Here is a 12,010-nt window from a genome sequence, read left to right as displayed (position 1 = left end):
AAACAAGGGTCAAGGCCGCCGCACGCTGAAATTTCAGGAAGGGAAGAGACGAATGAAGCTGGCAAGTTTGAAGGCGGGCGGGCGCGACGGCACCCTGGTCGTGGTGTCGCGCGACCTGACCCGCGCCACCCCGGTGCCGGAGATCGCCCGCACCCTCCAGGCGGCGCTGGACGACTGGACGGCGCTGGCGCCGAAGCTGGAGGAGGCCTATCGCGCGCTGAACGCCGATGCGGCGGCCGGCCAACCCTTCGACCCGGCCGGGGCGGCCTCGCCGCTGCCGCGTGCCTACCAGTGGGCGGACGGGTCGGCCTACGTCAACCATGTGGAACTGGTCCGCAAGGCGCGCGGGGCGGAGATGCCGCCCAGTTTCTGGACCGATCCGCTGATGTATCAGGGCTGCTCCGACAGCTTCCTGGCGCCGACAGACCCGATCCCGGCGGCGACCGAGGCCTGGGGCATTGATTTCGAGGCGGAGATCGCCGTCATCACCGGCGACGTGCCGATGGGCGTTTCGGCCGAGGCGGCGCGTGGGCATATCCGGCTGCTGATGCTGGTCAACGACGTGTCTTTGCGCAACCTGATCCCGGCGGAGCTGGGCAAGGGCTTCGGCTTCTTCCAGTCCAAGCCCGCCTCCAGCTTCTCCCCCGTCGCGGTGACGCCGGACGAATTGGGCGACGCCTGGGACGGCGGCAAGCTGCACCGGCCGCTGGTGACGACGCTGAACGGCGAGCCGTTCGGCAAGCCGGACGCCGGCATCGACATGACCTTCGACTTCCCTACCCTGATCGCCCATGCCGCCAAGACCCGCCATCTGGCGGCCGGCAGCATCATCGGGTCGGGCACGGTGTCGAACAAGCTGGACGGCGGCCCGGGCAAGCCGGTCACGGCCGGCGGCGTCGGCTATTCCTGCCTCGCCGAGTTGCGGATGATCGAAACCATCGAGCACGGCGCGCCGAAGACCCCCTTCATGCGCTTCGGCGACCGCGTGCGGATCGAGCTGTTCGACGCGGACGGCGCCAGCGTGTTCGGCGCCATCGACCAGCAGGTTGTGCGGTACGAGGGGGCCTGAGGGGATCAGGCGGTCGGTGTTTCCGGCCGGCGGCGGAGCGGGTAGGGGCGGATCAGGGCTTCGGCCGGGATCCGCCACTCTCTGTGCAGTTTCCAAGCCTGTTCCAGGGTCAGGTGGCGGGTGCGGTTCATCACCTCCGACGCTCGTGCCTTGGAGCCCAGCAGCTCGGCCAAATCCTTCTGCCGCTTTCCCGTCTGCTCCATGCGGGCGCGCAGTGCATCCGGGGCTTCCGGTGGGTCGATCGGCCAGTGCTCATCCTCATACCGCTCGATGACCAGGGCCAGCAGGTCGAACCGGTCGGCCTCGGGGGTTCCCGGTTCGGGTTCCTGCGCGAAATACGGTTCGATCTCGCGCAAGGCCCAATCATAGTCGGATTCGGTCTTCAGCGGGCGGATGTCCATGGTCAGACGGTCTCCGGGTCGATACGGTCGTAGTCCTTGTGCGTTCCAACGAACTTCACCAGAACGCGCTTGAAGCGATAAGCGACATGCACGATGAGGCGGAATTTGTTACCGCCGATGTCGAAGATAACGCGGTTGTCCGCGATGAAATCGACCGTGGCTCCGAATTCACGCTTGATATCCGCCGGTGTTTGCCAGGACGCGGTCTTCACCTGCGCATACCATGCCTCCAGCGGCGCCTCCGCCTGGGGATGATGGTCCCAGAACTCCTTCAGCGTCCGCCGGGCAATGATCTGCATGGCATCAGATTAGCAAGTTCCATATTTGGGAACAACGGAAAGAAAACGCCCGGACCAGTCCGATCCGGGCGTTTTCATCGTCGTCGTGGTCCGCCTTACCCCAGCGCGCCGGCCAGCAGGCGTTCGGGCGGCGGGGCTTCGGGGATGTGCTGGGAGACGTAGCCTTCGCTGTGGATCCGGTCGTCCCTGGCGCCCAGCGCGCGGGCGGCGGCGACGCAGGAGTCCACGAAGGCGGGGCTGCCGGCGGTGAAGATGGCGTGGCCGGACAGGTCGGGGAACAGGTCGGGCAGGATGGCGGGAATGCGGCCCTTCAGATGGTCGGCAGCGTCTTCGCGCGTCAGGGTCACCTTGACCTTGAAGTTGCGGTACTTGGCCTGCCAGTAGCTGAGCAGCCCCAGCTCATACACATCGGCCTGGGTGCAGGCGGAGAACAGCAGGGTCACCGGCGGGCGGTAGCCGCGGCGCAGCGCCGCGTCGGTCAGCGCCAGGATGGGGGCGAGGCCGGACCCGGCGGCCATGCACAGCACCGGGCTGTCCACCGAAGGGTCGCCGATGAAGGTGCCGTAGGGGCCGGACAGCTTCACCATGCTGCCGACCGTCAGCGTGTCGTGGATCCAGCCGCTGGTCGGGCCGCCGTCGACACGGGTCACCTGCAGCACGATCTCGCCGTCCGGACGGGGCGCGTTGGCGATGGAATAGCAGCGCGGCGGCGCGCCGGCCGCGGCGTCGCCCAGCATCACATACTGGCCGGGCCAGTAGCGCAGCGGCTGGCCGAGAGGGCGCAGGCGCAATTCCACGATGCGCGGCGTGCGCGGGATGCGGTCGGTGACGATGAACAGCACGTTCTCGCGCGGCGGGAACAGCTTGGGCTGGGCATCGGCGGTGCCGTATTCGATCACCAGTTCGTCGGAGATCGGCTTGGCCATGCACATCAGGCCATAGCCGTCCTTCCGCTCGCCCTGGGACAGCGCCATGTCCAGCACCATGCCCTGGTCGAACTGGCCGCTGAGGACCTTGACCTTGCATTCGCCGCAGGCGCCGGCGCGGCAGTTGTTGGGCAGGGCGTAGCCGGCCTGTTCCAGCGCCGACAGGACGGTCTCGCCGTCACGGCACTCGACCGTGCGGCCCGAGGGGTGGAGGCGGATGCGGCTCACCGGGGGAATCCTTGGGAATTGATCGGTCGGGAAACACTTGCCCCCACCCCGACCCTCCCCCGCTGGGCGGGGGAGGGGGATTGGGTACTTTTTCGGGAAGGCGGCGGAGTTCCCTCCTCCGCCCAGCGGGGGAGGGTTAGGGTGGGGGCAAACGGGCCGGCGCTCTGACGAAGCGCCTCAAAACACCGGGATGATCTCGTCCATGTCGACGTCCCGCACCTCCTCGCCGGTGATGCCGACTTCGGGGATCGCCGGGAACGGGATGCCGTAGCGGTCCAGCACGCCCTTCAGGTTCAGCATGGCGTTGCGCCAGTTCTCCTTCTTCGCCTCGTAGTCCGGGATGTGGAAACCGGCGTTGCGGGCGATGGCCTCGGCCTCGCGCTGGGTGGCGATGAAGTCGTCGGGCAGATCCCAGAACTGGGGCGGCGGCTCGAACAGCACGGCGGACAGGAACAGGTAGCCGGCGCGGATCTGCTTGGTGATGACGGACTTGTCCTCCACCGCCAGATGGGGATAGTCACGCTCCATCACCGACATGCAGATCGCCATGTGACGGCCCTCGTCGCGGCCGATGTTGCGGAAGGCCTCCTTGAACACCGGTTCGCTGCAGCCGGCCGCCATCTGGTGGAAGATGGTCGCCGCCGCGATCTCCCCCATCAGGAAGGAGCTGAACAGAACGGCCAGCGAGTATTTCGGAACCGCTTTCTTGTAGCCGTCCCAATAGCGGCCGCCATTGTAGTACAGCCAGTGGGCGTTCTTCTGCAGCCGGCGGCCGAGATCGGTCTTCGGCTCGTAGGTCAGCGGGCTGGTGGCCTCCAGCAGCTTGGTGATGGCCAGCCCGCACATCTGCTCGTGGTTCTGCTCGTCGCGGGTGACCGAGAAGAAGCAGCGGCGGACCGGATCCTCCTCATGCACTTCGTAGGTCTTGATCAGCGCATGGGCGAAGACCGGCGGCGCGGAGGCGTCGAACACCGACAGGATGGTCCACCAATAGGCGATGGCCTCCCGTTCCTCCCAGCTGTAGCGCGACACGTCGAAGCTGTCCCAGGGCAGCTTGGCCGGGTCCCAGTTCTCGCGCTGGGCGGCGGCGTAGACCTCTTCCAGCTTCTTGGTCTGCGACACCCAGGACAGCGGATAGACGTTCGGCTGCGGCGTGGCGGGGGGGAACTCCATCGTGTTGGCGATGGGGGTGTAGTCCTTGGACATGGGGGCGTTTCCTCCGGGACATTCGGCGGGCGCTCACTTTTCCATCGGCGCCCTATGGTCTTTATATGACACGGAAAATACCTCTCTTCAACGATTTATGTATCATATCGAAAGACGCAAGCGACAACTCAGTTCATTGATTCGGAAAGGAAAACATGCAGAATCGCCGAATTGATCCAGATCAATTCGTTCAGGATGCGGTCTCTATCTGGTCAAGCAGTATCGTAACGGAGGACTTCGTCTCAGCTGCGTCAGGCCCGCGTCAGCCGTCCACGAAGCAGGGGATGTTGCCATGCACCAGTTCACGGGTGGCGGGATCGACGTCGGCCAGGATGCAGGCATGCATGTAGGCACGGGCAAGCACGTCGAGCGCGAAGTCGGCATCGTGCGACCGGCGGCGGAACTCCTCGATCCGGACCGGGGAACCGAACACCGCCTGCCAGAAGGTCGGGGTGTCGAGCGGTCCGAAATTCATCGCCCAGAAGCCGAAATTGGGTTGGCCGGCCGAACTCTCGCGCAGGAGCAGTTCGACGCCGCGATGGCGCGGGTCGGCGGCGATGCGGGCGTATAGCCGCTCCACCACCTCGGCTTCGCCTTCCAGGACCTGCAGGAAGATGCCCTCGAACTCCACCAGGAAGCCGGTCACTCCCAGCTCCCGGTTCTTGCGGGCGCTGAACAGGCAGATGTCGGCGAGCGCACTGTAGGGCAGTCGGTCAACGGCCTCGCTGCGGTAGACGATGGTCAGCATGGCGGCATCCCGGAAAGAGCCGGATTGAACGGCGACGGTTCCAGCTTACCGCGATTCCTTGCATTTTATGTATAGGCATTTACCCGAGGCGGCCGGCGGGACGGGCGCCCATTGTCGCAGGGATGCGGGTCAACCGGCCGGGATGCTTTCCAGTCCGCCAAAGCGGCCGTGGAAGGCGGGCTGCGCATCGGGCAACGGACCGTTGGCGGTGGTCGCCGCCTGCATCAGGAAGGCTTCCGACGGGCCGGCCAGCCGGCGGTAGAGGTTGCGGGTGAGCATCCGCGATTCCTGTCCCGGCCAGTCGGCCGGCAGCAGGTCGGGCGGCAGCATCGGGTCGCGCAGCAGGATGCGGCGGAAGTCGTGGATCATCAGCGTGCGCAGGACGAAGCAGGATGCCGGGTCCGGGGTGTCGGCGGCATCGACCGCCGCCCAGACCGGACGGAAGTGATCCAGAAACGCCGCATAGTCGTGCTCGAGCTGATCGATATCCCAGCAGCCGCGCACCAGATCGCGCAGCGCCCCGAACCCCTCCGCCCGGTCCAGGCTGGCCTTCATATGGACGATCTTGTCGGCGACCCCCAACTCCGCCAGCGAGCGGTGCATCGCCGCCTCGTCGCAGTTGGGATGGGCGTAGACGGTGGCCGAGGCGGCGCCGAAGCCCTGCCAGGTCAACTCCCGCCGCAGGGCGTCGCGCGTCTCCGCATCAAGTGCGTTGGGCGGCACCATCAGCAGGTCCCATCCGCGATCCCATTCGCGGGCCAGCGGCGCGTAGATCCGCCGCTCCGCCGCGGCGAAGCGTTCCTTCCCGCTGTCGGTGACGCGGTAGAAGCTGCGCCGGCCGATTTGGGTGTTGGTCAGCCAATCATCCTTGCACAGCCGGAAGACGGAGGTGCGGATGATCCGCTCGCTCATCCCGAACAGGCCCATCAGGTCGATCAGGCTGCCCAGCCACAGCGATCCGCCATGCGGCAGCACGGCGTCACCATAGACGGTGATGATCAGCGACTTCGCCCGCGGCGCGATCGTCTCGGTCAGCTGGGCGGCAAGGTCTTCGGGGCGACGCGGGCGGGCCATGCGGTGGGGACGTCCTTATCGAAACGGCTTGTGATGCGGGTGGAGCCGAGGGAAGCGGCGCGACGGAGTTGTATACGAAACCCGGACCCGGTTCGGCCAGTGCCACGACGGCGTGGACGGCCGGAATGGACAGCGCGCCGGCGTCCGATAGGAGGCAATCCGGACTTTCCGTTTGACAATCATTAATGTGATACACTACGTTGGATCATCAAAGCAAAATTGTGTCATAAAACGAAACGACGATCCCCCGTGCCGAAGATGGAGGGATCGCAAAGGGAAGGGGAGGCGGACGGCAACATCCGTACTTCGATTGTGGTTGCAGCGACCAAAATTCTTCTTCCGAAACTGTTTCGTTTGAAACATTATGTGATGCAAATCGTCCCGCCGCGCCGGGATCGGGCCGCCGCCCGGTCCGGTGTCAAGGCGGGCAGCCCAAGGGAGGACATCATGCGCAAACGCTTGTTCGCCACCATCGCCTTCACTGCACTGACCGCCATGACGGCGGTGTCCGGCCTGCTGTCCGGTGCGGCGCAGGCCGCGGACCCGATCAAGGTCGGCGCCATCGTCTCGGCAACCGGCCCGGCCTCCTTCCTCGGCGATCCGGAGAAGAAGGTGCTGGAGCTGTATGCCGACCGCATCAACAAGGCCGGCGGCATCGACGGCCGTCAGGTGCAACTGACCGTCTATGACGACGGCGGCGCTGCCGACAAGGCCGCCTCATTCACCAAGCGCCTGATCGAGAGCGACGGCGTCGACGTGATCGTCGGCGGCACCACGACCGCTGCGACCATGGCGGCGGTGCCGCTGGTGGAGCGGGCCGGCGTGCCCTTCATCTCGCTGGCCGGCGCGGTGGTGATCGTCGAGCCGGTGAAGAAGTGGGTGTTCAAGACCCCCCACACCGACCGCATGGCGGCGGAAAAGGTGATGGAGGACATGAAGAAGCGCGGGCTGACCAAGCTGGCGCTGCTGTCGGAGGATTCCGGCTTCGGCAAGTCGGGTCGCGAACAGACGGTCGCCGTCGCCAAGGAACGCGGGATCGAGCTGGTCGCCGACGAGACCTATGGCGCCAAGGACACCGACGTCACCGCCCAGCTGACCAAGATCAAGAACAACGCGGCAGCGCAGGCGGTGCTGGTGTTCGGCCTGGGCCAGGGTCCTGCGGTGGTGACCAAGAACTACCGCCAGCTCGGCATTTCGCTGCCGATCTACCAGTCGCACGGCGTCGCGTCGAAGGAGTTCATCCGGCTGGCCGGCGGTGCCGCCGAGGGTGTCCGCCTGCCGGCCGCCGGTCTGGTCGTCGCCGCGCAGCTGCCCGACAGCGACCCGCAGAAGAAGGTCGTGACCGAATTCACCAAGGTCTACGAGGACAGCTTCAACACCGAGGTCTCGACCTTCGCCGGCCATGCCTATGACGGTCTGATGATCGCCCTGGACGCGGTGAAGCGCGCCGGCGGCACCGACAAGGGCAAGCTGCGCGACGCCATCGAGCAGACCAAGGGCTATGTCGGCACCGGCGGCACCGTGACCATGAGCGCCAAGGACCACATGGGCCTGACGCTGGACGCCTTCCACATGGTGGAGGTGAAGCAGGGTGACTGGGCTCTGGTGAAGTAAATCACCGGTCCCCTGTTATCCCCTCTCCCCCCTGGGGAGAGGGTTAGGGTGAGGGGGATGCACAGCGTGGCGCTAGTTGATTTGCCACGCTCCGCATCCCCGCTAATCCACCCCATGGATCCCCCTCACCCCGACCCTCTCCCCGGGGGGGAGAGGGGGAGTTGTGTGCGGGAGAGGAACATCAGGAACCCAACGATGTTCGCGGAACTGCTGCAATACATGCTGTCGGGGCTGACCATCGGCGCGATCTATGCGCTGGCGGGGCTCGGCTTTTCGATCATCTACAACGCCAGCCATGTCATCAACTTCGCACAGGGCGAGTTCATCATGGTCGGCGGCATGGCGTCGGCCACCCTGACCGCGTCGGGCGTGCCGCTGCCGCTGGCGATCCTGATCGGCTGCGGCGGCGCCATGCTGGTCGGCGTTCTGGTGGCGAAATTCGCGGTGGAACGGGCGCGCAACGCCTCCACCGTCACCCTCATCATCATCACCATCGGCGCGTCGATCTTCCTGCGCGGTGTGGCCGAGCTGATCTGGGGCAAGGATTTCAAGCGGCTGGACGCCTTTTCCGGCGAAACGCCGATCCAGATCCTGGGCGCCTCGATGCAGCCGCAGTCGCTGTGGGTGGTGGGCACCGCAGGCGTGCTGATCGTCGCCATCGGCCTGTTCTTCAACAAGACGCTGACCGGCAAGGCGATCCTCGCCACCTCGCACAACCGGCTGGCGGCGCAGCTGGTCGGCATCGACGTGAAGCGGGTGGTGCTCGCCTCCTTCGCGCTGTCGGCGGCGCTGGGCGCCATCGGCGGGGCGGTGGTGGCCCCCATCACCTTCTCCTACACCGAGATGGGGATCATGCTGGGGCTGAAGGGCTTCACCGCCGCGGTGCTGGGCGGCCTCGGCCATGGGCCGGGCGCCGTTGCCGGCGGGCTGATCGTCGGCGTCGCGGAGGCGCTGGGCGCCGGCTACATCTCCTCGGCGTACAAGGATGCGGTGGCCTTCGTCATCATCCTGGCCGTCCTTCTCTTCATGCCGAACGGGCTGTTCGGCAAGCGCGGCACCGAACGGGTGTAAGGACTTATCTCCGATGAACGCACTCCTTCACGGGCGGCTGACCGGGCTTTTGGCACTGGGCGCGGTGATCGCGGTCCTGCCGGCCTTCCTGCCCAACAACTTCTATCTCGACATCGCCATCCTGGCCGGATTCAACGCCGTGGTCTGCGTCGGGCTGAACCTGCTGATCGGCTATGCCGGACAGATCAGCCTCGGCCATGCCGGCTTCTTCGGCATCGGCGCCTATGCGTCGGGCGTGCTGGTCGGGACCTATGGCTGGCCGCCGGTGCTGGCGCTGCTGGCCGGCGCCGTGTTCGTCGGGCTGCTGGCCTTCCTGGTCGCCAAGCCGATCCTGCGGCTGAAGGGCCATTACCTCGCCATGGCGACTCTCGGCATCGGCATCATCGTGTCGATCGTCCTGCGCACCGAAAGCGGCCTGACCGGCGGTCCCGACGGCATGATGGTGGAACCGTTCAGGATCTTCGGCTTTGAGCTGTATGGCGAAAAGGTCTGGTACTGGGTGGTCGGCGTGCTGCTGGTCGGCGTGGTCTGGCTGTCGCTGAACCTGATCGACAGCCCGATGGGCCGGGCGCTGCGCGCCGTCCATGGGTCGGAGGTGGCGGCCGAGGTGGTTGGCGTCGACACCGCCCGCTTCAAGGTCATGGTCTTCGTGCTGTCGGCGGTGTTCGCCAGCGTGGCCGGCAGCCTGTTCGCTCATTACGCCGGCCTGATCACCCCGGCCAAGGCCGACTTCTTCAAGTCGATCGAGCTTGTGACCATGGTGGTGTTCGGCGGCATGGCATCGACCTTCGGCGCCGTCGTCGGGGCCGTGGTGCTGACGTTGCTGCCGCAGGCGCTGACCGTCTTCCAGGATTACCAGCAGATCGTGCTGGGCGGCATCCTGATGGCGACGATGGTCTTCATGCCGAAGGGCCTTCTCCCCACCCTGGCGGCGCTGATCCCGGCGCGGAGGCGGGCATGAACATGCTGGCGACCACGGATCTTTCCCCCGATATGACGACCCAAGCCCGCCGCATCGGCCCGCCGATCCTGCAGGTGGAGCATCTCAGCCGCGAGTTCGGTGGCGTGCTCGCGGTCGGCGATCTCAGCTTCACCATTGCGGCCGGCGACATCCATTCGATCATCGGGCCGAACGGGGCGGGCAAGACCACGCTGTTCAACCTGGTGACCGGCGTCTACAAGCCGTCGGGCGGCAGGGTCCTGTTCGACGGGGCCGACGTGTCGGGCATGGCGCCCTACAGGCTGGCCGCCCGCGGCATGTCGCGCACCTTCCAGAACCTGCAGATCTTCTTCAACATGACGGCGCTGGAGAACGTCATGGTGGGGCGGCACCTGCACCTGAACACCCGGCTGCTGCCGGCGCTGTTCCGCTTCCCCTCGCTGGTGCGCAAGGACCGCGAGGCGCGCGACCGGGCGGCACAGCTGATGACCGACGTCGGGCTGGAGAAGTACATCGACGCCGAAGCGGCCTCCATGCCCTACGGCGCCCTGAAGCGGCTGGAAATCGCCCGCGCGCTGGCGTCGGAACCGAAGCTGCTTCTGCTGGACGAGCCGGCCGCCGGCCTGAACGCCACCGAAAGCCGCGAGATCGACGAGGTGATCAAGACCGTGGCAGGGAGCGGCGTCACCATCGTCCTGGTGGAGCACGACATGAAGATGGTGATGGGCATCTCGCACCGGATCACCGCGCTGAACCAGGGCCGCATGCTGGCCGAGGGCACGCCGCAGGAGGTGGCGGCCAACCCGGACGTCATCGCCGCCTATCTCGGCGCAGCACCGTAAGGAGGGCCCGAATGCTTCTGGAGATCGAGGGCCTCAACAGCCATTACGGCCGCATCCACGCGCTGAAATCGGCCAGCCTGTCCGTGCGGGAAGGGGAACTGGTGGCGCTGGTCGGCGCCAACGGCGCCGGCAAGACGACGCTGCTGCGCACCCTGTCCGGCGTCCACCCCGCCAGCAGCGGGCGCATCACCTTCGACGGCTGCGACATCACCCGGATGAAGGCGTCGCGCCGCGTCGCCGAAGGGGTGGTGCAGGTGCCGGAAGGCCGGCAGCTGTTCGGCCCGCAGAGTGTGGAGGACAACCTGCGCCTCGGCGCCTTCCGCCGCGGCAGCGGCAAGCCCGACGACGACATCGACCGGCTGTACGAAATGTTCCCGGTGCTGAAGGTCAAGCGCGACCAGCCCGCCGGTACCCTGTCGGGCGGCCAGCAGCAGATCGTGGCGCTGGCCCGCGCGCTGATGGCGAAGCCCCGCCTGCTCCTGCTCGACGAGCCCAGCATGGGGCTGGCGCCGCTGCTGGTCGCGGAGATCTTCGACGCCGTGCAGCGGCTGAAGCGCGAGGGAACCACCATCCTGCTGGTGGAGCAGAACGCCCATGCGGCGCTGGCCATCGCCGACCGCGGTTATGTGATCGAGACCGGCGAGATCGTGCTGAGCGACAGCGGTGCGGCACTGCTGAGCAACGAGCGGGTGCGGCAGGCTTATCTGGGGCTGTGAGGGTTGGTAGAGTATTGGCTTCGAATGCCCCCTCCCTAACCCTCCCCCGCTTCGCGGGAGAGGGGACTGCCGCCGGACCTTTGCTTTAGCTCCCGCCAAGCATCCTGCCCCCTCTCCCACCGAAGGTGGGGGAGGGATGGGGAGGGGGCACCCGCCGCGACACTTCACAGGACACACCCTCGTGAAACTCCACACCTACTTCCGCTCCTCCGCCGCCTACCGCGTGCGCATCGCCCTGAACCTGAAGGGGCTGGCGCCGGAGCAGGCCTTCGTCCATCTGCGCCGGGGCGAGCAGGCCAAGCCGCCCTTCGCCGACCTCAACCCGGAGCATCTGGTGCCGGCGCTGGAGGTCGATGGGCCGGACGGGCACCATGTGCTGACCCAGTCGCTCGCCATCATCGAGTATCTGGACGAGACCCATCCCGCCCCACCGCTGCTGCCGGCCGATGCGCTGGGCCGCGCGCGGGTGCGGGCGCTGGCGCTGGCGGTGGCCTGCGACATCCACCCATTGAACAATCTGCGGGTTCTGGGCCGGCTGAAGGCGATGGGCCACAGCCAGGAGGAGGTCGACGACTGGTACCGCCACTGGATCGCCGTCGGGCTGACCGCGCTGGAGGCGCAGCTGGCCGACGATCCGCGCACCGGCCGCTTCTGCCATGGCGACGCGCCGGGGCTGGCCGACATCCTGCTGGTGCCGCAACTGGCGAACGCCCGCCGGCTGGCCTGCCCGTTGGACGGCTATCCGACCCTGCTGCGCATCGACGAAGCCTGCCGGGCCCTGCCGGCCTTCGCCGCCGCCGCTCCCGACCGCCAGCCCGACGCGGAGGCGTGAGGCGGAATCGCCAGACGCCCGGCTTTTGTCCCGTCCAGGTCACA

General features: G+C 66.8%; 13 protein-coding genes. 7 read left to right on the top strand and 6 right to left on the bottom strand.

Translation table 11 applies throughout. The features are described from left to right. Positions 1–52 precede the first annotated feature (52 nt). Positions 53–1,069, top strand: a complete 1,017-nt coding sequence (locus tag ACWPKK_RS10465; protein ID WP_452003533.1) for a fumarylacetoacetate hydrolase family protein — start codon at positions 53–55, stop codon at positions 1,067–1,069. Between the two features lie 5 nt (positions 1,070–1,074). Here the strand turns inward: ACWPKK_RS10465 and ACWPKK_RS10460 are convergent, their stop codons facing one another. The 6 genes from ACWPKK_RS10460 to paaX all read right to left on the bottom strand — a co-directional run bounded on the left by ACWPKK_RS10460 (position 1,075) and on the right by paaX (position 5,951). After that, the gene (locus ACWPKK_RS10460) at positions 1,075–1,470 is read right to left on the bottom strand and encodes a helix-turn-helix domain-containing protein (RefSeq protein ID WP_452003531.1); all 396 of its coding nucleotides are present in this window, start codon (positions 1,468–1,470) and stop codon (positions 1,075–1,077) included. A 2-nt stretch (positions 1,471–1,472) separates the two neighbouring features. Further along, entirely contained in the window at positions 1,473–1,769 is a 297-nt protein-coding gene (locus tag ACWPKK_RS10455) for a type II toxin-antitoxin system HigB family toxin (protein ID WP_452003528.1), read from the bottom strand. Positions 1,770–1,864: 95 nt separating this feature from the next. Then, positions 1,865–2,923: a 2Fe-2S iron-sulfur cluster-binding protein gene (locus ACWPKK_RS10450; RefSeq protein ID WP_452003525.1), complete on the bottom strand. Its 1,059-nt coding sequence runs from the start codon at positions 2,921–2,923 to the stop codon at positions 1,865–1,867. Positions 2,924–3,100: 177 nt separating this feature from the next. Then, positions 3,101–4,129, bottom strand: coding sequence for a hypothetical protein (locus tag ACWPKK_RS10445; RefSeq protein WP_310111871.1), 1,029 nt, complete (start codon positions 4,127–4,129; stop codon positions 3,101–3,103). Positions 4,130–4,391: 262 nt separating this feature from the next. Then, entirely contained in the window at positions 4,392–4,877 is a 486-nt protein-coding gene (locus ACWPKK_RS10440; protein ID WP_324869393.1) for a BLUF domain-containing protein, read from the bottom strand. Positions 4,878–5,006: 129 nt separating this feature from the next. Continuing rightward, a complete protein-coding gene (paaX, locus tag ACWPKK_RS10435; protein WP_452003520.1) occupies positions 5,007–5,951 on the bottom strand; it encodes a phenylacetic acid degradation operon negative regulatory protein PaaX in 945 nt (314 codons plus the stop codon). Positions 5,952–6,398: 447 nt separating this feature from the next. Here paaX and ACWPKK_RS10430 point away from each other — a divergent pair, with 447 nt between their 5' ends. The 6 genes from ACWPKK_RS10430 (at position 6,399) to maiA (ending at position 11,966) form a co-directional block, all read left to right on the top strand. Further along, the gene (locus ACWPKK_RS10430) at positions 6,399–7,565 is read left to right on the top strand and encodes an ABC transporter substrate-binding protein (RefSeq protein ID WP_452003517.1); all 1,167 of its coding nucleotides are present in this window, start codon (positions 6,399–6,401) and stop codon (positions 7,563–7,565) included. Positions 7,566–7,760: 195 nt separating this feature from the next. Then, a complete protein-coding gene (locus ACWPKK_RS10425; protein WP_149222365.1) occupies positions 7,761–8,636 on the top strand; it encodes a branched-chain amino acid ABC transporter permease in 876 nt (291 codons plus the stop codon). 13 nt (positions 8,637–8,649) lie between these two features. After that, positions 8,650–9,597, top strand: a complete 948-nt coding sequence (locus tag ACWPKK_RS10420; RefSeq protein WP_324869390.1) for a branched-chain amino acid ABC transporter permease — start codon at positions 8,650–8,652, stop codon at positions 9,595–9,597. A gap of 32 nt (positions 9,598–9,629) precedes the next feature. Further along, entirely contained in the window at positions 9,630–10,418 is a 789-nt protein-coding gene (locus ACWPKK_RS10415; RefSeq protein ID WP_452003514.1) for an ABC transporter ATP-binding protein, read from the top strand. An 11-nt stretch (positions 10,419–10,429) separates the two neighbouring features. Then, entirely contained in the window at positions 10,430–11,134 is a 705-nt protein-coding gene (locus ACWPKK_RS10410; protein WP_310111890.1) for an ABC transporter ATP-binding protein, read from the top strand. A gap of 181 nt (positions 11,135–11,315) precedes the next feature. Then, complete coding sequence (gene maiA / locus ACWPKK_RS10405; protein WP_452003511.1) at positions 11,316–11,966, top strand: maleylacetoacetate isomerase; 651 nt, start codon at positions 11,316–11,318, stop codon at positions 11,964–11,966. Positions 11,967–12,010 lie beyond the last annotated feature (44 nt).

The sequence above is a fragment of the Azospirillum largimobile genome, assembly GCF_977007025.2.
This window is presented reverse-complemented; position numbering and strand designations above follow the sequence as displayed.